The organism is Pseudomonas sp. 18175, from assembly GCF_050432925.1.
Classification (GTDB): domain Bacteria; phylum Pseudomonadota; class Gammaproteobacteria; order Pseudomonadales; family Pseudomonadaceae; genus Aquipseudomonas.
The window spans coordinates 177669-197713 of sequence record NZ_JBKFTO010000013.1 but is presented as its reverse complement, the minus strand read 5'-3'; the positions used below and the strand labels follow the sequence as shown (position 1 = coordinate 197713).

The following is a 20045-nucleotide window of genomic DNA, read 5'->3' as shown; positions in this document are numbered from 1 at the left end:
GCGAGATTTTTTTCCGTGCTATCAGATGCTTGCGTCGATTAAAGCGGTACACCAAGACGATTGGCGACTTCTTCGTAGGCTTCGATCACGTCACCGAGGCCTTGGCGGAAGCGGTCTTTGTCCATCTTCTTCTTGGTGTCCTTGTCCCACAGGCGGCAGCCGTCCGGGCTGAATTCGTCGCCCAGGACGATGGAGCCGTCGTGGAATACGCCGAATTCGAGTTTGAAGTCCACCAGCAGCAGGCCGGCGTCGTCGAACAGCTTGCTCAGCACGTCGTTGACCTTGAGGGACAACTCCTTCATGCGCGCCAGTTGCTCAGCGGTGCCCCAACCGAATGCCACGACGTGGGATTCGTTGATGAACGGGTCGCCCTTGGCGTCGTCCTTCAGAAACAGTTCGAAGGTGTAGGGGTTGAGCTTGAGGCCTTCCTCAACGCCCAGGCGCTTGACCAGGCTGCCGGCGGCGTAGTTACGCACGACGCATTCGACCGGGATCATGTCGAGCTTCTTGACCAGGCACTCGTTGTCGCCCAGCAGTTTGTCGAATTGGGTCGGAATGCCGGCCTCTTCGAGTTTCTGCATGATGAAGGCGTTGAACTTGTTGTTCACCATGCCCTTGCGATCAAGCTGTTCGATGCGCTTGCCGTCGAACGCCGAGGTGTCGTTGCGAAACAGCAGGATCAGGCGGTTGGCGTCGTCGGTCTTGTAAACCGACTTGGCTTTGCCGCGGTAGAGTTCTTCACGTTTTTCCATGATGGGCTCCGCTTTGAGTGAGGTGGGCTAGGCGATGTGTCGCCAGTCGAGCCCTGAATCTTGATCGGCCAGTTGCAGCCAGTCCGGGTCGCACCCTAGGGTGTCGACAAAACATTGCCGGGCAAGCGTCGGCAGGTTGTTCTTGCTGCTCAAGTGGGCCAGGACCAGGTGTTGCAGGTCTTGCCAACCCAACTCGTACACCAGGTACGCCGCCTGGTGATTGTTCAAATGTCCCAGTTCGCCACCCACCCGCTGCTTGAGAAAGTAGGGGTAATGACCGCGAGCCAGCAGGTCTCGGCAGTGGTTGGACTCGATCATCAACGCATCGAGATCGCGGTAACCGTCCAGCACCTTCGAGCAGTAAGAACCCAGGTCGGTGAGCACGCCGAAACGCCGCTGACCATCACTGAATACATATTGCGTCGGCTCCTGGGCGTCGTGCGCCACTGCAATCACATCGATGCTCAACGCACCAATTTGCAGTTGCTCACCACCGGCCAGGAAGCCTGCGGGTTCAATGGGTTTGCGCATCCCGCGCAAGGTGCCGCGACTGAGGTACACCGGAAGATTGTAGCGCCGAGACAGCAAACCCACGCCATGCACGTGGTCGGCATGTTCGTGGGTCACCAGAATCGCGCTCAGCTGCGAGGGGTGAACCCCCAGGCGCAGCAGGCGCCGCTCGGTTTCTTTTAACGAGAAACCACAGTCCACCAGTACATACGTGTCGTCGTGGGCGACCAGCGTGCCGTTCCCTTGGCTACCGCTACCGAGAACAGCAAAACGCATTGGCTCAGCCCAGGTTGTCCTGAATCACGCCCAACACTTTGCGCGCTGTTTCAGCGGGAGCAACGGTGTTGATGTTCTTCTCGACGGTGACTTGCACGCTTTCGCCCACCTTGCTCAAACGAACCTGGTAACGCTCGGCACGGGTCTCGATCTCTTCTTTGGTCGGCGCACTGCCAAACAATTTGCTGAAGAAACCTGGCTCTTCATCTTTACGCTCAGCTTTTTCAGCCACGTTGATGTAGTACAGGCCCAGGCTGCGGTTGATGTCTTCAACACGCCATGGGCCTTGCTCCAGGGCGCGACCGACGCTGGCCCATGCACGGTCCAGGTCTTCGCCGAGGTTCAGCACCACGTTGCCGCTGCCGTCCTCGGTGAGGCTGACGCGGCTCGGGGTGTCGTAATCACGTGCGGCGAGCAGGGAAACCGAACCGCCCTTCTCGGAGATACGGCTCATGCTGGCCAGCATCTCGTCGACCAATGCCGAATCGACACCGGTATTGACCGAACGGTTGGTGAAATCCACATTGGCCGTGCTGCCAGCAGGACGCTCGGCGCTCACCACGTAGACTTCACTGGTATTACGCTGCACGCCTGGCTCGATGCGCACACGCACACGAGTTTCGCTGTCGGCGGCTACACCACCGGACTGCAAGCGCTTGGCCATGGTGGCGGACAGTTCGCTGCCCTGCTGCCACGCCGTAGTGAACTCACCGGTCTGCGGGCGTTGCTGGTCGATACGGAAACCGTTGTCCTGGAAGAACTGCACAGCCACCGGCCAGACTTCGGCAGGTGGGCGCTGAGCCACGATCCAGCGGTTGTCACCGCTCTTCTGCAGGCTGTAGTCGCTGGCATCCGCCACGGCCGAGATCGGCTGTGGACGTGGCACCACGTACTCACCCTTGGTGGTGTCGTCGGCCACGTTGCGCGGGATCGGCAGCAACGGGTCAAGGCGCTTGGCGACGTTGACGTCTGGCGGCAGTTGCATCGGTTTGGTTGCTTGGGCTTCCAGGTAATCGCTACCGCGGTCGCGGAAGTAGCCTTCCGGGCCCCAGATCCAACCGCAGCCACTGGTGCTGGAGATAATCAAGGCAAGTGCGGAAAGTCCGGCCAATCGCTTCATGCGTAGTGCTTCCTCAATTAAACCAGGACGCCGGACTGGCGCAGGGCCTGTCGCAGCGGTTCGTGACAGGCTTCGCTGAGACGGGTGAGCGGCAGACGGATACCGTCCGGCATCAGGCCCATTTCAGTCAGCGCCCATTTCACGGGGATAGGGTTGGATTCGATAAACAGTGTCTTGTTGAGCGGCATCAGCTTCTCGTGGATCGCACGGGCGGTCACGGCGTCGCCAGCGATGGCGGCCGCGCACATTTCGCTCATGGCACGCGGGGCCACGTTGGCGGTCACGGAAATGTTGCCCTTGCCGCCCAGCAGGATCAGCTCGACAGCGGTGGCGTCGTCACCGGAGTACACCAGGAAGTCGCTGCTGACGCCGGCCAGGATGTCCTTGGCGCGCTGCAGGTCGCCGGTGGCTTCCTTGATACCGATGATGTTCGGCACAGTAGACAGGCGGATCACGGTCGCTGCTTGCATGTCGCAAGCGGTACGGCCTGGCACGTTGTAGAGGATCTGCGGGATATCAACGGCTTCGGCGATGGTGCGGAAGTGTTGGTACAGGCCTTCCTGGGTCGGCTTGTTGTAGTACGGGGTCACCAGCAGGCACGCATCGGCGCCGGCCTTCTTGGCGTTCTTGGTCAGCTCGATCGCTTCACGCGTCGAGTTGGCGCCCGTACCGGCGATCACGGCAATGCGGCCCGCAACACGCTTGACTACGAATTCGATGACCTGGATGTGTTCTTCCACATCGAGGGTGGCCGACTCACCTGTAGTGCCGACCGCCACAATGGCGTTGGTGCCTTCTTGCAGGTGGAAGTCCACCAGTTTGCCAAGGCTGTCCCAGTCGAGATGACCTTGTGCATCCATGGGTGTGACCAGTGCCACCATACTGCCCGCAATCATGCAACCGCTCCTGCCGGAAAAAGAGAGCCGTAATGGTACTGGCGCCAAGATGCTTGCACAAGCGAAGTACCGCCTGAGGATGCGTTCTGGTGCAACTAAACGACAGGCAATGCCATCATTGGGCCAAAGCAGCGGTTTGGGCGGGGCAAAATCAAGCCGATCACGCAATGAAAACGCCACCTCCTATCCCTTGGCGGCGCTTTTCGCTACCCTTCATGCTTTGATCGATACAGCCCTCAAAGTATCGACCGCTCATCGCTTTAGGAAGGCTGCATGTCCACCCCCACAGTTCGCGAACAATTCCTTGTTATCAGTGCCCTCGGCGCCAACCCCATGGAGCTGACCAACGTCCTGTGCCGCGCCAGCCATGAAAACCGCTGCGCCGTCGTGACCTCCCGCCTCACCCGCCACGGCGAGTGCAGCGCGCTGGTGTTGCAGATCTCCGGCACCTGGGACGCCCTGGCGCGCCTGGAAACCGGCCTGCCAGGCCTGGCCAAGAAACACGATTTCACCGTCAACGTGGTGCGCAGCGCCGCCCTGGAGAACCGCCCACAGGCGCTGCCTTATGTGGCCTACGTCAGTTCGGCCTACCGCTCGGACATCGTCAACGAGCTGTGCCAGTTCTTTATCGACCATAACGTCGAACTCGAGAACCTGACCTGCGACACCTATCAGGCCCCGCAAACCGGCGGCACCATGCTCAATGCCACGTTCACCGTGACCTTGCCGGCCGGCGTGCAAATCAGTTGGCTGCGCGACCAGTTCCTGGACTTTGCCGATGCGCTGAACCTCGACGCCCTGATCGAACCATGGCGCCCACAGAACCCAATGTAAGGAAGTACCCATGGCGGTTGTCATCGACCAACCCGTAGCGGATTTCGAAGCACCGGCCACCAGTGGCCAAACCTTCAGCCTCGCGGCCCTCAAGGGCAAACAAGTGGTGATCTATTTCTATCCGAAGGACAGCACCCCGGGTTGCACCACCGAAGGCCAGGGTTTCCGTGACCAGTACGCCGCGTTCAAAGCCGCCAACACCGAGGTGTTTGGTGTGTCACGCGACAGTGTGAAGTCCCACGAAAACTTCAAGGCCAAACAGGAATTCCCCTTCGAGCTGATCAGCGACAAGGACGAAGCGGTTTGCCAACTGTTTGATGTGATCAAGCTGAAAAAGCTGTACGGCAAGGAATACCTGGGCGTGGATCGCAGCACGTTCCTGATCGACAAGGACGGTGTGCTGCGTCAGGAATGGCGTGGCGTGAAAGTGCCGGGGCATGTGGATGCCGTCTTGGCGGCGGCACAGGCGCTGAACAAGGCATAAATTGTGGCGAGGGAACTTGCTCCCGCTGGAGTGCGAAGCGCTCCCAGGTTTTTGGGGTCTGCTGCGCAGCCCAGCGGGAGCAAGCTCCCTCGCCACAGAAGGTCCTGCAGTTACAAAAGCGGTGCTACCACCGGCTCTTGCCGAGGCCACGCATCCAGCACCGCCTTGAACAACGTCGCCAGGGGAATCGCAAAGAACACCCCCCAGAACCCCCATAGCCCGCCAAACAACAACACTGCACAAATAATCGCCACCGGGTGCAGGTTCACTGCTTCCGAGAACAATAGCGGCACCAGCACATTGCCATCCAGGGTCTGGATAATCCCATACACCGCCATCAGGTAGATGAACTGATCACTCCACCCCCACTGGAACAGCGCGATCAGCGTCACCGGCACCGTCACCACCACCGCGCCCACATACGGCACCACCACCGACACGCCCACCAACAATGCCAGCAGCGCCGCGTAGTTCAGGTCCAAGGCAATGAAAGCGATGTAGGTCACGCCGCCACAGATGATGATCTCGATCACCTTGCCACGGATGTAATTGGCGATTTGCCGGTTCATTTCCTCGGCGACCCGGGTGATCAACGCCCGCTCGCGCGGCAAATAGCCACGCACCCAGCGGCCGATCATGGCGCGGTCCTTGAGGAAGAAGAACACCAGGATGGGCACCAGCACCAGGTAGATCATGATGTTGACCAGCAATGGCAAGCTGGACAGGGAAAACGTCAGCGCCCATTGCCCGAATTTTCCGATCTCACCGCGCGCCACTTCGATCGCCTGCAATACCTGCTCGTCCGACACCAGGTGCGGATAACGCTCTGGCAATAGCAGCAACAGCGATTGCCATTTGGCGAGCATGCCGGGCAATTCGTTGAACAACGTGATCAGTTGATGCCACAGCAACGGCAACACCACCACGATAAACAGCACCAGCAGCCCCATGAACAAGGCAAACACCAGCCCCACCGCGGCCCCGCCTGGCAGGCGCAAACGCTCAAGGGTGGTGACCAGACCTTGCATCAGGTACGCCAGCACCATCCCCGCCAGTACCGGCGCCAGCATGCCGCCCAAGGTGAGCACGGCGGTAAAGGCCAGGAACAGCAGGACCGCCAGCACCACCGCTTCTTCATCGGAGAAGTAGCGCTGAATCCAGTCTCGTAACACTTTGAACATCAATCAACCTCGGGTGATGGTGGGCAAACGGTTCAGGCCTTGCGCAACCAGTAACGGTACACACCGGCGGCGTCTTCTTCATGCAACAGGGTATGCCCGGCCAACTTGGCAAAGGTGCGAAAATCCCGCTGGGAGCCCGCGTCGGTGGCAATCACCTTAAGCACTGAGCCACTGGCCAATCGATTGAGCTCGAGCTTGGCCTTAAGCAAAGGCAACGGGCAATTGAGGCCACTGGCATCGAGTTCGGCATCGAAGGCTACAGCGTCGGTCATGGTTTTACTCCGGGCATGCATTTAGGCTGCTTAGAATATCTGGTCCGAAGCTCAGTGTCCGGCTACAGTAAGCTCTTTGTCGAAAGGCTCTGTGCATGACTTTTTTGCGCCCCACCCTGCTGACGCTGGCTTGCCTGCTGGCCTCCCCAGGCTTCGCCGACGACCTGCCGTCACTTGGCGACGCCAGTTCTGCCATTGTCTCGCCACAACAGGAATACCAACTGGGCCGCGCATGGCTGGCCTACTTGCGGGGCCAGGTCTCGCAGCTCAACGATCCGCAGCTCAAGGATTACGTCGAAACCAGCGTGTACAAACTGGTGGAAACCAGCCAGGTGAATGACCGGCGCCTGGAGTTCATCCTGATCAACAGCCCGCAGTTGAACGCCTTTGCCGCGCCGGGCGGGATTGTCGGGGTCAATGGTGGCCTGTTCCTCAACGCGCAGACCGAAGGCGAGTACGCCTCGGTACTGGCTCACGAATTGGCGCACTTATCCCAACGGCACTTCGCCCGTGGCGTAGAAGCTCAACAGCGCATGCAGATCCCGATGATGGCAGCTCTGCTCGGCGGCATCATTGCGGCCGCTGCCGGCGCCGGCGATGCCGGTATTGCCGCGATCGCCGGCACCCAGGCGGCCGCAATCCAGGAACAGCGGCGCTTCTCCCGCCAGAACGAACAGGAAGCAGACCGCATCGGCATCCTCAACCTGGAAAAGGCCGGATACGATCCGCGCTCCATGCCGTCCATGTTTGAACGGTTGGGGCGCCAATACCGCTTTGACGCCAAACCGCCGGAATTCCTGCTGACCCACCCGGTGACCGAGTCTCGAATCGCCGACACCCGCAACCGCGCCGAGCAAGCCAAACCTGGCGGCAAGGAAGACAGCCTGCGCTATCAATTGATTCGCGCACGGGTGCAGTTGCAATACGAAGACACGTCAGGCCTCGCCGCTAAACGCTTCCAGGCGCAACTGGACGAGAACCCGAAAAATGACGTTGCGCGCTACGGCCTGGCCATAGCGCAAATCAAGGGCTCGCAGTTCAAGCAAGCGCGGGAAAACCTGACAGCGCTGCTTGCCACTGCGCCGAACGACATCACCTACAACCTGGCACTGATCCAGTTGGAGATCGACAGCAACCACCTGCCCGATGCCCAGCAGCGTACCGATCGAATGCTGACCCAGTATCCCGGCAACTACCCGCTGAACCAGATCCGGGTAGATCTGTTACTCAAGCAGAACCGCACCGCCGATGCAGAAAAGGCCCTGGACGGCTTGCTCAAGTCGCGTCCGGATGATCCTGACGTGTGGTATCAGGTCGCTGAAACACGCGGGCTGTCTGGCAACATCATCGGCCTGCACCAAGCCCGGGCCGAGTACTTTGCGTTGGTCGGCGACTTCCAGCAGGCTATTCAACAATTGGACTTTGCCAAACGCCGTGCCGGCAACAACTTCCCGCTATCGTCGCGTATCGACGCACGCCAACGTGAGCTGATCGAACAGGAACGCTTGGTCAAAGGGATGATGAGCTAGCGCATCACCCACAAAAAAGCCCCGCCCTCGTTAAACGAAGGCGGGGCTTTTTATTGGCCGAGTAGCTTATTCAGCCAGTTTGAAGGTAATGAAGCTGGCACGCCCCTGACGCAGCACGCGCATCGACACCGTACGGTTCTTCGGCAGCGCCTTGGCGATGTCAGCAAACTCCTTGGTGGTGTTGATCGCTTGGTTGTTCAGGTGAGTGATAACGTCACCTGGCTGCAAGCCGATCAAGGCGGCAGGACCGTCCTGCACTTCCTTGATCACCACGCCGCTCTTGAGGTCGAAGCTCTTCTTCTGTTCATCGGTCAACTCAACCACGGCAATGCCCAGGCGGTTGCTGCTGCGCTCGGCACCTGGCTTGGCATTGCCCAAGGCATCCAGCGTCGCGCCCTCTTCAGGGATCGCACCAACGGTCAGCTCAACGTTTTGGCGCTTGCCTTCGCGGATCACTTCCAACTTGGCCTTGCTGCCGGCCTTGAGGGCGCCAACCAGGTGCGGCAGGTCAGCCGACATGACGATTGGCTGGCCATTCATGCTCAGGATCACGTCGCCGACTTGCAGGCCACCTTTTGCCGCTGGGCCATCGTCCTGGATCTGCGCGACCAGGGCACCGGCCGGTTTGTCGAGGCCGAAGGATTCAGCCAGGTCTTTGTTCACTTCTTGAATGACCACGCCCAACCAGCCACGGCTGACCTTGCCACCCGTTTTCAGTTGGTTGGAAACGTCCATCGCTACGTCAATTGGAATGGCGAACGATACCCCCATGAAACCACCGGAACGCGTGTAGATCTGCGAGTTGATACCTACCACTTCGCCCGCGAGGTTGAACAATGGGCCACCGGAGTTACCCGGGTTGATCGGCACGTCGGTCTGGATGAACGGCACGTAGTTTTCGTTCGGCAGGCTGCGGCCGATAGCACTGACGATGCCTTGGGTCACGGTATGGTCAAAACCAAACGGCGAACCAATGGCCACTACCCACTGGCCGGCTTTCAGGTCCTGGGATTTACCCAGTTTGAGTACAGGCAAGTCTTTGCCTTCGATCTTGAGCAACGCCACGTCGGAACGCGGGTCGGTGCCCACTAGCTTGGCTTTCAGCTCACTGCGATCAGCCAGACGCACAAGAATCTCGTCGGCATCGGCAATCACGTGGTTGTTGGTGAGGATGTAGCCATCCGGCGAGATGATGAAGCCCGAGCCCAGGGACTGCGCCTCACGCTGGCCGCCACCGCTACGCGGGGCACGCTGCTGAGGCATGCCACGCTCGAAGAACTCGCGCAGCATCGGCGGCAGGCCTTCCAGGTCTGGCATTTGCTGGTTGGAGACTTTACGGTCCGGCAGTTTTTGCGTGGTACTGATGTTTACCACGGCTGGCGAGGCTTGCTCGACCAACTGGGTAAAGTCGGGCAGTTCGGCCGCTTGCGCAGGCAAGGCCTGGCCCAGCACCAATACCGTGGCGACTATGGATAGGTAAGACTTCAAGCGTGGTATCGACATACAGCTCCCGTTACGACGAGCAGGGTTGAGCGACAGGGTTCAAGAAACGCCGGAAACTGCCACCGACATCTTTGTTCCGCGAACAAAACAAGGCCAGAGCCGACAAGCCCTGACCTATAAAAAACATGGGAGATTTTTGCAAGTGAAAATGCTGATCCAGTCATTTCATGCTCTCGGCAGCCAACCTGGCACGGACCTACAGTGAAAGCTCAGGATGAACATAGGATTAACGACTCACGGCTTGGCGGATGACTTTTTCTCACCGCGCACCGACAACGCGATGCGCTCAGCGGTGCCGATAGGGATTTCGCCAACGACCGTCACCATCATTTCGCCATCCACCGTATTCAGTCGACGCGATACAGCAACCGTAGGCCCTAATTGGGTGCGGGTTTCCGTGACGCTCGCATCGTTGATCGGCTCAAGGAACACCGAGAAACGGGCCAGCCCATCTTCGTACATCAGGCTATCGACCGTCGCTTTGGTCTGGGTGTCCTGGTGCGCACTGCGATTGGTCAGCTGAAAACCTGGCGGCAGCCATTCCATGTGCCAAGTCTCGGTAGTCGCTAACTCTGCTGCGTTGCCCTTGGCAGAAGTGATAGGTGTGCATTCGCTGCTGGGCTGCAGGTCGCGATCATCCGGCGTTATAGAGGTATTCAAGCGCGTGAACTGGAAACGTTCCAGCAATTGCCCCTGGTCATTGAGCAACAGCGACTTGAGTGGCAGCGCCGTATCACGATCCAGGTGCAGCTCAAACCCATAGCGATACTGGTCACGGGGTGTGATTGAAACAATCACCGCATTGCGACCGGCCACGCGGGATTTGCCGATGACGGCCAGTTCATAGAATTCATTGAGTTTTAGCGGATCAAGCGCACGTGATGGTGCATCACGGGAATTGCCAATGCCGGCGACGAGGGTGCCGCTGACGCATTGAGTCCGGCCATCCACACGCACGACTTCCTGGGCGGAACCGTCGAGCTGTAAAAGCCGCTCGCGAACCTGACCATCCTGGACGCGATGCCAGATGTCATGGGTAGAAAAACTGCCGTTACGCTCGTAGACGAACGTACCTTGAAAGCTTTGCTGTTGCTCTGCACGCCCAAGTCGAGTCAGCCAGTCTTGGGCTTCGTCGGCGTGGGCGGGGAGTGCAAACCAACCACTGAGCAAAAGCGTAAGGAGCGGTATGGCGCGCATAGAGCTCCTTACGGATTAGCGGTTTTCCAGGCTTGCAGCACGAGCATAAGGCAGAGCGCTTTCAGTGCCTTTCAGGGCCGATTCCTGTGCGTGTTGGCGCAGGTAGCCTGGAAGACGCTGGTCCTGCCAGCCGGATTGCCCTTGCAAGACACCGTTGGCCATGGGACCTGTAGTGTCCGAGCTTTCCTTGTAGCCGGCCAATACCGCTGGACCTTTGACTTGCGGACCGGCCATAACCGGTTGCTGAGTCTGCTGGGCCAGTTCGGCACCGGCAATTTCGTCCTGGTTGTACAGGCGAACACCGGCCAGTACTGCAACTGTCACCGAGGCAGCAACCGCCAGGCGACCCAGGCTACGCCATGGACCACGAGCAGCCTTTGCCGGAACGGCTTCATCAGCCAGTGCAGCAGAAACGGCCGCAGCAATATCCAGACGAGGGATTAGAAGATCCTTGTGCATCACCGCCCGAGCGACTTGGTAACGAGACCAGGTATCACGGGTTTCGGCGTCATCAAATGCATTAAGCACTCGACGAAGTTCCAGTTCATCCGCTTCGTTATCCATCACTGCGGACAGCGATTCCTGCAGGGCATCACGACTCATGGCGGTTCCTCTCTTGGCTGTCGCCGCTGTCTTTAGTTTTCCTGCAACAACGGTTGCAAGGCTTTATCGATGGCTTCCCGGGCCCGGAAAATCCGTGACCTTACAGTCCCCACCGGACACTGCATGACGCTCGCAATGTCTTCGTAACTCAGACCATCGAATTCACGTAAAGTTAACGCCGTACGCAAATCTTCTGGCAGTTGCTGAATTGTGCGATGAACGGTGCCTTCGATCTCGTCGCGCAGCAATGCACGCTCCGGCGACTCGAGATCTTTGAGGCCGTGATCACCATCGTAAAATTCTGCATCTTCTGAACTTACATCACTATCCGGTGGGCGGCGTCCGCGAGACACCAGATAGTTCTTCGCCGTGTTAATGGCGATGCGGTATAGCCACGTATAAAACGCACTATCACCGCGAAAGTTGCCTAGTGCACGGTAGGCCTTGATAAAGGCTTCCTGTGCAACGTCCTGCGCTTCATGGGTGTCGTGCACAAACCGCACGATCAACCCGAGAATTTTGTGCTGGTATTTCAGCACTAGCAGATCAAAAGCTCGCTTGTCGCCGCGTTGAACGCGCTCGACCAGCTGCTGATCCTCTTCCTGGGTTAGCATGAACACTCCTCGTAGTACTTGAAGGAGGCTTGCATAACTAAACGATCAGGCTTGCAAACATAGACTCGGTCTTTTCGCAAAAGTTCTCCCCCTTCAAGCAAGTTTCCGGCACGCACTGATTTGGCACACACGAAAAACGCAGCGCGGGCAACGCCGGCTGCGCGAATAATCTTGTCGCCGGTTTTCTGACGCGTCCAATGCTCCCGACGGGCCAATAAACTCAACGTTTTCCCAGCTTTCGGGCAACCTGCTATTGAGTCGGGGCTTATGCAAAAAGTTCCCGCTTCAATAACTGGCCGATTTTACCCCAGCCGTGCACCGTAATCTCACATTGCCACGAATGCCCGGCTATTGTGCCGCTCAGCCCCTCTATATACTAGTGGCCCGTGTGACCCTTTGATTCGCCGATCCAGGCGTCCTGTTTGCGCCACCTCTTCGGATCGCTTTTTGCGGAATCCTTCAAATGAGCCAACAGTTTCAACACGATGTTCTGGTGATTGGTAGCGGCGCAGCTGGCTTGAGCCTGGCACTGACCCTCCCCAGCCACCTGCGGATTGCGGTACTGAGCAAAGGCGACCTGGCCAACGGCTCGACATTCTGGGCCCAGGGCGGTGTTGCCGCCGTGCTGGACGACACCGACACGGTGCAGTCCCACGTCGAAGACACCCTGAATGCCGGCGGCGGCCTGTGCAATGAAGAGGCCGTGCGTTTCACCGTCGAGCTCAGCCGCGAGGCGATTCAATGGCTGATCGACCAGGGCGTGCCCTTCACCCGCGATGAACATGCGGGCAGCGACGACGGCGGTTTCGAGTTCCACCTGACCCGTGAAGGTGGCCACAGCCATCGACGCATCATCCACGCCGCCGATGCCACCGGCGCTGCCATCTTCAAGACCCTGCTCGAACAAGCCCGCCAACGCCCCAACATCCAATTGCTGGAGCAACGCGTCGCCGTCGACCTGATCACCGAGAAACGCCTGGGCCTTGAAGGCGAGCGCTGCCTCGGCGCCTACGTGCTCAACCGCGCCAGTGGCGAAGTGGACACCTACGGCGCACGCTTCACCATCCTCGCCTCAGGCGGCGCGGCCAAGGTCTACCTCTATACCAGCAACCCCGACGGTGCCTGCGGCGACGGCATCGCCATGGCCTGGCGCTCGGGCTGCCGGGTGGCCAACCTGGAATTCAACCAATTCCACCCCACGTGCCTGTATCACCCGCAGGCCAAGAGTTTCCTGATTACCGAAGCCCTGCGCGGCGAAGGCGCCCACCTGAAACTGCCCAACGGCGAACGCTTCATGCAGCGCTTCGACGCACGCGCCGAATTGGCCCCACGGGACATCGTCGCCCGCGCCATCGACCATGAAATGAAGCGCCTGGGCATCGACTGCGTGTACCTGGACATCAGCCACAAACCCGAAGCCTTCATCAAGACCCACTTCCCCACAGTCTACGAACGCTGCCTGGCGTTCAACATCGACATCACCAAAGGCCCGATCCCGGTGGTGCCGGCCGCGCACTACACCTGCGGCGGCGTGATGGTCGACCAGCACGGCCGCACCGATGTGCCCGGCCTTTACGCTATTGGCGAAACCAGCTTCACCGGGCTGCATGGCGCCAACCGCATGGCCAGCAACTCGCTGCTCGAATGTTTCGTCTATGCACGCTCGGCAGCCGAGGACATTCTCGATCAACTGCCGCACGTCCCCGTGCCCGATGCCCTGCCCCGCTGGGATGCCAGCCAGGTCACCGACTCGGACGAAGACGTGATCATCGCCCACAACTGGGATGAACTGCGGCGCTTCATGTGGGACTACGTGGGCATCGTGCGCACCACCAAGCGCCTGCAACGCGCCCAGCATCGGGTACGCATGCTGCTCGATGAGATTGATGAGTTCTACAGCAACTACAAAGTCAGCCGCGACCTGATCGAGTTGCGCAACCTGGCCCAAGTGGCGGAACTGATGATCCGCTCGGCCATGGAGCGCAAGGAAAGCCGAGGCCTGCATTACACCCTCGACTACCCCGAGATGCTGCCCGAGGCACGCGACACTATCCTGGTGCCAACCACCTACGGCGGCTGAACTTCAAGCGCACCCGCAGGCGCCGATGCACATCGGCGGCCTGCGAGTCCTTCGGCACGCACACCGAACGTACCCGCCACTCACCCGGCAGCCGATAACGCAGTACCACAATAAGCGGCAACGCCAAGCTATCAGGGCGCAGCTGCACGGCGTGCCAGCCCCGCTCGTCACTGAACAACTGCCAGCCATCCTCGTCACGGCGCAAGCCACGAATCGACGAGCGGTGAGTCAGCAACAGATGACGCGGCAATACCCACGCCGCGTGCGTCAGGCACACCAACAGGCCAAGGCTTGAATAAGGCAGGTCGAGCGACAACAGCGCACCCAATGCGAACAGTTGGGCAAAGAGATACGCCGCCAGCAACAGCCGCGAGGCCTGCCAGCGGCATTCAAAGAGGGGGTTACTTGGGCTGGACACGATCCAGAATCATCCGAACCATGCGCTGCAACTCCGGATCTTCCGATTCGGCGCGCTCCATGAACCAGCCGAACATGTCCTGGTCCTCGCAGGTCAGCAGCCGGACGTAGAGGTCGCGATCCACCTGGTTGAGGGTCGCATACACCTCTTTGGTGAAAGGCACCAGCAACACATCCAACTCAAGCATGCCGCGACGGCTGTGCCAGTAGAGGCGATTGATTTCTACATCTTCGACCATGGAGCGCTCCTCAAATAGGCGGCAAGTATACAGGCCCGACGGCAGTGGAACAGTCGGCTTTGGTCGCCCCATACGGAAACTATCCATTTGCCGGGCGCCCCTCTATGATGCACCCATGACTTTTTGACCTGCGATGACCCATGGCTGACTCTGCGTTCTTCTGCCCCCTGTCCCACGAAGGCGTTCTCGCCGTCCGCGGCTCCGATGCTGCCAAGTTCCTGCAAGGGCAACTGACCTGCAACCTCAATTACCTCAGCGATACCCAGGCCAGCCTTGGCGCGCGCTGCACGCAAAAAGGGCGCATGCAGTCGAGCTTTCGCATCCTGCTGCAAGGTGATGGCGTGCTACTGGCCATGGCCACCGAGTTGCTGGAACCGCAACTGGCAGACCTGAAGAAATACGCCGTGTTCTCCAAATCCAAGCTCACTGACGAAAGCGCCGCCTGGGTACGTTTTGGCCTGGTGAACGCCGATCAGGCCTTGGCCAGCCTTGGCCTTGAGCTGCCTGCCGAGACCGACAGCGTTGTGCGCACCGAGACCTTGGTCGCCATACGCGTATCTCCAGGTCGTGCCGAGCTCTGGATTCCAGCCGAGCACGCCGACACCGTACGCAGCCAATTGGCCGCGCATCTCGACGAAAAACCTCTGAATGAATGGCTGCTAGGCCAGATCCGCGCCGGCATCGGCCAGGTCATGCCGCAAACCCGCGAGCTGTTCATCCCGCAGATGCTCAACTTGCAAGCCGTCGGCGGCGTGAGTTTCAAGAAAGGCTGCTACACCGGCCAGGAAATCGTTGCGCGCATGCAGTACCTGGGCAAACTCAAGCGCCGCCTGTACCGCCTGAGCCTCAACTCGGCCGAGATGCCCGAGCCTGGCACCCCGCTGTTTTCACCCAGCCATAACAGCTCGATCGGCGAGGTGGTCATCGCGGCAAAAGCTGACCAAGTGATTGAACTTCTGGCCGTGTTGCAAGCCGAAGCAGCCGATAGTGGCGATGTGCACCTCGGCACACTGGAAGGCCCCGGCCTGCAACTGCTCGACCTGCCTTACACGCTCGACCGTGATCGAGAGATCCAGCGTTAGTCGCCGTACCTTTTTGCAACACCCTAGAGAGCATGAATGAACAAGCTGGCGGAAAAAGTCCAACAGGCTTTGGTTACGGCCATCGACAACGATGACCTGGTTCTGCCGACTTTGCCGGAAGTGGCCCTGGAAATCCGTCAGGCCGCCGAAGACCCGGAGATCAGCATCAGCCACTTGAGCAAAGTGATCGGTCGCGATACCGCGCTGTCGGCACGCCTGATCAAAGTGGTCAACAGCCCGTTGTTGCGCGCAACCCAGGAAGTCACCGACCTGCACACCGCCATCACCCGGCTGGGCACCAACTACAGCAGCAACCTGGCGATTGGCCTGGTGATGGAGCAGATCTTCCACGCCCGCTCCGAAGCGGTGGAACAAAAGATGCGTGACGTATGGCGCCGCAGCCTGGAGGTGGCCGGCGTGAGCTACGCCCTGTGCCGCAGCCATAGCCAGCTCAAGCCAGACCAGGCGGCCCTCGGCGGCCTGGTGCACCAGATCGGCGTGCTGCCGATCCTCACATACGCCGAAGACCACTACGAGTTGCTCTCCGATCCGGTCAGCCTCAACCATGTGATCGACAGCATTCACCCGTTGCTGGGGGACAAGCTACTGCGCGGCTGGGACTTCCCCGAAATGCTCGCCAGCCTGCCCGGCCAGTACCTGAACCTGGAACGGGATTCGGCCAGCCTCGACTACATCGACCTGGTGCAGATCGCCGTGCTGTATTGCCATCGCGGCACCGATCATCCGCTGGCGGACTTCCCCGTCTCCACCCTGCCGGCACTTAAGAAACTGCGGGTCGACCCCTACAGCGAGGCCTTGCGCGCCGAGTTGGATGAAGCCCGCTCGATGTTCTATTGATCAACCGGCGATAAAACTGACCCGCACCTTCAACCCCGCCTGCTCGCCATCGTGCAGGCTGATCTGCGCCAGGTGCGCCCGGCAGATTTCGCCGACAATCGCCAAGCCCAGGCCCGAACCCATGCCCTGCTGGCTGCGGCGATAGAAACGCTCGAACACACGATCGCGCTCATCCTTTGGAATGCCGGGGCCGTCATCTTCGACTTCCAATATCGCCGGCGCCGTCACCCGCAAGATCACATTGCCGCCCGGAGGCGTGTGGGCCAGGGCGTTGTCCACCAGGTTGCTCAATAACTCGTTCAGCAGTGTCGGCTCACCGCGCAGCCACACCGGCTCGTCGGCTTCCAATGCCAGGGCCACGCCGCGCGCATGGGCCAATGGCGCCATGGCCATACCCAGTTCACGGGCCAACTGGCTAAGATCCAGCAACTGCGCGCCACCTTCGGCAATCGCCCGGGCGCCGTTTTCGATGCGCGCCAGGGACAGCAACTGGTTGGCCAGATGGGTCAGGCGGTCGGTGCCTTGGGCAGCGGTTTCCAGGGTGCTGCGCCAGACCAGCGGGTCTTCGGCACGCAGGCCCAGTTCCAAGCGGGCCTTGAGGGCTGCCAACGGCGTGCGTAATTCGTGGGAAGCGTCGGCTATAAATTGCGCCTGACGCTCGAACTGGCCACGCAGGCGCTCGGTGAAGTGATTAAGCGAGCGCACCAACGGGCCGAACTCGTGCTGGACTTCCACCAGCGGCAACGGGCGCAGGTCATCCGGCTGGCGTTCTTCCACCGCCGTACGCAAGCGCTCCAGCGGGCGCAGTGCGGCACTCACGGCAAACCACACCAGCAACAATGCCCCCACGGCAAGCATGCCCAGACGCAACAGGGTATCGGCCATCAGACTGCGGGCCATGCTCACGCGCGCTTCATCGGTTTCGGCCACGCGGATTTCCGCCATTCCGTTCATGTTCGGCTCAGAGACGGCCTTGAGCAAGCTCACCACCCGCACCGGCTGGCCCTGGTACACGGCATCGTAGAAACGCGCCAGCGCCGGATAATCATCGGTGCGCGGCGTACCCGGCGGCGGGCCGGGGAGGTTTTCGTAGCCGGAGATCAGCTTCTGGTCGATGTCATTGACCTGGTAATAAATGCGCCCGGCACTGTCATAGGCGAAGGTGTCCAGGGCCACATACGGCACGTTGGCGCTAAGGGTGCCATCCACCTGGGTCAAGCCAGCGGCGATGGTACGCGCCGATGCCAGCAGCGTGCGGTCGTAGGCGGTATCGGCGGCTTCGCGGCCGTTCCAGTAGGCACTCATGCCGCTGGCCAACATCAACAGCACCAGCAACAGCGCCAGGTTCCACAGCAGCCGCCAGCGCAGGCTGCTGGGCTTATGCATCGCGGGCTTCCAGCAAGTAGCCGAGGCCACGGAACGTCACGATGGCAATGGGTTGGCCGTCGAGTTTCTTGCGCAGCCTGTGTACGTAGATCTCGATGGCATCAGGGCTGGCTTCTTCATCCAGGCCGAACACCTGGGACGCCAGTTGCTCCTTGCTCATCACCCGGCCAGGACGGGCAATCAGCGCTTCAAGCACTGCTTGCTCGCGAGACGTCAACGTCATCAGCTCACCCCCGACCGTGAAGCGCCGTGTGTCCAAGTCGTAGACCAACACGCCACAGGCCTGCTGGCGCTCGCCACCCAACACGCTGCGCCGCAACAGCGCCTTGACCCGTGCTTCCAGTTCGGTCAGTTCAAAGGGCTTGGCGAGGTAATCATCGGCGCCGAGGTTAAGGCCGTGCACGCGGTCTTTTACATCGCTGCGCGCCGTCAACATCAGCACCGGCAGGTTTTTTCCGCGGGCCCGCAAACGCGCCAGCACCTCGAAACCATCCATGCGCGGCAGCCCCACATCGAGGATCGCCGCCGCGTATTCCTCGCTGCTCAAGGCCAGGTCCGCCGCCACGCCGTCGTGCAATACATCGACGGTCAAACCCGTGCTCTTGAGCGCCTGGGCGACACTTTCGGCAAGCTGCAGATGGTCTTCAACCAGGAGGACACGCATGGATTTCTACCTCGTTCAGGAGTGGTCAACGCCACACTTTGCCGGGCAGTTTACAGGCGCCGCCTGCCCTGTGAAGCCCGAAAACATTGAAAGGCGTTTGAAAGGTTAGTGAAAGGTTCGCCCTTTAGCATCCAGCCACGGTAGGTCATGCCTGCCCAGCGACCTGATCCGTCGCGCCCGAAAAACGCCTCGAAGCGTTTTCGCCAAAATAAGAACAATAACGGAGTACACCACGATGCTGTCGACACAGCCCCAGGCTCTCCCGCCTGTGCGTTTCTCTCGCCTCACCCAGACCGCCCTCGCCAGTGCCGCTGCCCTTGCCGGCTTTGCGCCGCTTAGCCAGGCTGCCTTCTTCGAAGACAGTAGCGCGACCCTGGAAACCCGCAACATGTACTTCAACCGCGATTTCCGCGATGGCACCAGCGCCCAGCAATCCAAGCGCGACGAATGGGCCCAGGGCTTCATGCTCAACCTGCAATCGGGCTACACCGATGGCACCGTCGGCTTTGGCGTGGATGCGCTGGGCATGCTCGGGGTCAAGCTCGACTCCAGCCCCGACCGCACCGGCACTGGCCTATTGCCCACACACGACGATGGCCGCGCCGCCGACTCGTACTCCAAGCTGGGCCTGACTGGCAAAGTGAAGATCTCCGCCACCGAGTTGAAGATCGGTTCGCTGATCCCCGAACTGCCGATCCTCAAGCCCAATGACGGCCGTATCCTGCCGCAGACCTTCAACGGTGGCCTGATCACCTCCAAGGAATTCAAGAACCTGGTGTTCACCGGCGGCCGCCTGGACAAAGCCAAGGACCGCGACGACAGCAACTACGAAGACATCGCCCTCAACAACAAGAACAGCCGTTTCTCCAGCGCCGCCACCGGCAAGCACTTCAACTTCGGTGGCGCCGACTATAAGTTTGCCGACAAGATCACCGGCAGCTACCACTTTGCCCAGCTCGACGACGTGTACCGCCAGCACTTCCTCGGCCTGGTGGCCGCCCTCCCGATGGGCCCTGGCACCTTCTCCACCGACCTGCGCCTGGCCATCAGTGATGACACAGGCAGCGCCCGTGGCGGCAAGATCGACAACACCTCCCTCAACGGCCTGTTCAGCTATGCCCTCAATGGCCATAAGCTCAGCGCCGGCTACCAGCACATGTCCGGCGACAGCGCGTTCCCATACGTGGATGGTAGCGACCCGTACCTGGTCAACTTCGTGCAGATCAACGACTTTGCCGGCGCCGAGGAGCGCTCCTGGCAGGCGCGCTACGACTTTGACTTCGTCAAGCTGGGTATTCCCGGTTTGAGTTTCATGAGCCGTTACCTCTCGGGTGACAATATCAAGCTCAAGAACGGCGACACCGGCAAAGAGTGGGAGCGTAACAGCGAGATCAAGTACGTGGTGCAAAGCGGCACGTTCAAGGATGTGGCCGTGCGCCTGCGCAATGCCACGTATCGCTCTAACTATTCAGCCCGTGATGCCGATGAAATGCGCTTGCTGGTCAGTTACAGCGTCGCACTTTGGTAAGTAGCCACTCATAACAACAA

At 60.1% G+C, this 20045-nt stretch carries 21 protein-coding genes; 7 read left to right on the top strand and 14 right to left on the bottom strand.

Annotated elements, in window-relative coordinates; translation table 11 throughout:
• Nucleotides 1-38: 38 nt before the first annotated feature.
• The 4 genes from purC to dapA are packed head-to-tail and all read right to left on the bottom strand — an operon-like array spanning nt 39 to nt 3554.
• Nucleotides 39-752: a phosphoribosylaminoimidazolesuccinocarboxamide synthase gene (gene purC, locus ACLD1Y_RS19430; protein WP_003172493.1), complete on the bottom strand. Its 714-nt coding sequence runs from the start codon at nt 750-752 to the stop codon at nt 39-41.
• Nucleotides 753-779: 27 nt separating this feature from the next.
• Nucleotides 780-1538, bottom strand: a complete 759-nt coding sequence (locus ACLD1Y_RS19425) for an MBL fold metallo-hydrolase (protein WP_429479449.1) — start codon at nt 1536-1538, stop codon at nt 780-782.
• A 4-nt stretch (nt 1539-1542) separates the two neighbouring features.
• The gene (gene bamC / locus ACLD1Y_RS19420) at nt 1543-2658 is read right to left on the bottom strand and encodes an outer membrane protein assembly factor BamC (protein WP_429479448.1); all 1116 of its coding nucleotides are present in this window, start codon (nt 2656-2658) and stop codon (nt 1543-1545) included.
• Nucleotides 2659-2675: 17 nt separating this feature from the next.
• Entirely contained in the window at nt 2676-3554 is an 879-nt protein-coding gene (dapA, locus tag ACLD1Y_RS19415; protein WP_429479447.1) for a 4-hydroxy-tetrahydrodipicolinate synthase, read from the bottom strand.
• Between the two features lie 273 nt (nt 3555-3827).
• Here dapA and ACLD1Y_RS19410 point away from each other — a divergent pair, with 273 nt between their 5' ends.
• Nucleotides 3828-4388, top strand: a complete 561-nt coding sequence (locus tag ACLD1Y_RS19410) for a glycine cleavage system protein R (protein WP_003172487.1) — start codon at nt 3828-3830, stop codon at nt 4386-4388.
• Between the two features lie 10 nt (nt 4389-4398).
• Nucleotides 4399-4872 (top strand): peroxiredoxin, encoded by a 474-nt coding sequence (locus ACLD1Y_RS19405; protein WP_429479446.1) that lies wholly within the window; start codon nt 4399-4401, stop codon nt 4870-4872.
• A gap of 110 nt (nt 4873-4982) precedes the next feature.
• Here the strand turns inward: ACLD1Y_RS19405 and ACLD1Y_RS19400 are convergent, their stop codons facing one another.
• Both ACLD1Y_RS19400 and ACLD1Y_RS19395 read right to left on the bottom strand, forming a co-directional pair.
• Nucleotides 4983-6053, bottom strand: coding sequence for an AI-2E family transporter (locus ACLD1Y_RS19400; protein WP_105696796.1), 1071 nt, complete (start codon nt 6051-6053; stop codon nt 4983-4985).
• A gap of 32 nt (nt 6054-6085) precedes the next feature.
• On the bottom strand, nt 6086-6325 hold the full coding sequence (locus tag ACLD1Y_RS19395; protein WP_242168788.1) for a sulfurtransferase TusA family protein: 240 nt from the start codon (nt 6323-6325) through the stop codon (nt 6086-6088).
• 95 nt (nt 6326-6420) lie between these two features.
• Here ACLD1Y_RS19395 and ACLD1Y_RS19390 point away from each other — a divergent pair, with 95 nt between their 5' ends.
• Nucleotides 6421-7854 (top strand): M48 family metalloprotease, encoded by a 1434-nt coding sequence (locus ACLD1Y_RS19390; RefSeq protein WP_429479445.1) that lies wholly within the window; start codon nt 6421-6423, stop codon nt 7852-7854.
• A 66-nt stretch (nt 7855-7920) separates the two neighbouring features.
• Here the strand turns inward: ACLD1Y_RS19390 and ACLD1Y_RS19385 are convergent, their stop codons facing one another.
• The 4 genes from ACLD1Y_RS19385 to rpoE form a co-directional block, all read right to left on the bottom strand.
• Complete coding sequence (locus ACLD1Y_RS19385) at nt 7921-9357, bottom strand: DegQ family serine endoprotease (RefSeq protein ID WP_429479444.1); 1437 nt, start codon at nt 9355-9357, stop codon at nt 7921-7923.
• Nucleotides 9358-9591: 234 nt separating this feature from the next.
• Nucleotides 9592-10554 (bottom strand): MucB/RseB C-terminal domain-containing protein, encoded by a 963-nt coding sequence (locus tag ACLD1Y_RS19380; RefSeq protein WP_429479443.1) that lies wholly within the window; start codon nt 10552-10554, stop codon nt 9592-9594.
• Nucleotides 10555-10569: 15 nt separating this feature from the next.
• Complete coding sequence (locus tag ACLD1Y_RS19375) at nt 10570-11157, bottom strand: sigma-E factor negative regulatory protein (RefSeq protein ID WP_003172479.1); 588 nt, start codon at nt 11155-11157, stop codon at nt 10570-10572.
• A gap of 32 nt (nt 11158-11189) precedes the next feature.
• On the bottom strand, nt 11190-11771 hold the full coding sequence (gene rpoE, locus ACLD1Y_RS19370; protein ID WP_003172477.1) for an RNA polymerase sigma factor RpoE: 582 nt from the start codon (nt 11769-11771) through the stop codon (nt 11190-11192).
• Between the two features lie 463 nt (nt 11772-12234).
• On the opposite strand from rpoE, the gene nadB reads away from it, so the two are divergent.
• A complete protein-coding gene (nadB, locus tag ACLD1Y_RS19365; RefSeq protein ID WP_429479442.1) occupies nt 12235-13851 on the top strand; it encodes an L-aspartate oxidase in 1617 nt (538 codons plus the stop codon).
• Here nadB and ACLD1Y_RS19360 read toward each other — a convergent pair.
• Both ACLD1Y_RS19360 and ACLD1Y_RS19355 read right to left on the bottom strand, forming a co-directional pair.
• Nucleotides 13820-14269, bottom strand: coding sequence for a protein YgfX (locus tag ACLD1Y_RS19360; protein ID WP_429479441.1), 450 nt, complete (start codon nt 14267-14269; stop codon nt 13820-13822). The genes nadB and ACLD1Y_RS19360 overlap by 32 nt on opposite strands.
• On the bottom strand, nt 14253-14507 hold the full coding sequence (locus tag ACLD1Y_RS19355; RefSeq protein WP_014717362.1) for a succinate dehydrogenase assembly factor 2: 255 nt from the start codon (nt 14505-14507) through the stop codon (nt 14253-14255). Before ACLD1Y_RS19355 ends, ACLD1Y_RS19360 begins: the two co-directional genes overlap by 17 nt.
• 140 nt (nt 14508-14647) lie before the next feature.
• Here ACLD1Y_RS19355 and ACLD1Y_RS19350 point away from each other — a divergent pair, with 140 nt between their 5' ends.
• Nucleotides 14648-15589, top strand: coding sequence for a YgfZ/GcvT domain-containing protein (locus tag ACLD1Y_RS19350; protein WP_429479440.1), 942 nt, complete (start codon nt 14648-14650; stop codon nt 15587-15589).
• A gap of 36 nt (nt 15590-15625) precedes the next feature.
• A complete protein-coding gene (locus ACLD1Y_RS19345; RefSeq protein ID WP_429479439.1) occupies nt 15626-16447 on the top strand; it encodes an HDOD domain-containing protein in 822 nt (273 codons plus the stop codon).
• Here the strand turns inward: ACLD1Y_RS19345 and ACLD1Y_RS19340 are convergent, their stop codons facing one another.
• Both ACLD1Y_RS19340 and ACLD1Y_RS19335 read right to left on the bottom strand, forming a co-directional pair.
• Complete coding sequence (locus ACLD1Y_RS19340) at nt 16448-17833, bottom strand: sensor histidine kinase (protein WP_429479438.1); 1386 nt, start codon at nt 17831-17833, stop codon at nt 16448-16450.
• Nucleotides 17826-18497, bottom strand: coding sequence for a response regulator (locus tag ACLD1Y_RS19335; RefSeq protein WP_010212220.1), 672 nt, complete (start codon nt 18495-18497; stop codon nt 17826-17828). The genes ACLD1Y_RS19340 and ACLD1Y_RS19335 overlap by 8 nt, the downstream gene beginning before the upstream one ends.
• A gap of 235 nt (nt 18498-18732) precedes the next feature.
• Here ACLD1Y_RS19335 and ACLD1Y_RS19330 point away from each other — a divergent pair, with 235 nt between their 5' ends.
• On the top strand, nt 18733-20025 hold the full coding sequence (locus tag ACLD1Y_RS19330) for an OprD family porin (RefSeq protein ID WP_429479437.1): 1293 nt from the start codon (nt 18733-18735) through the stop codon (nt 20023-20025).
• The last annotated feature ends 20 nt before the right edge of the window (nt 20026-20045 follow it).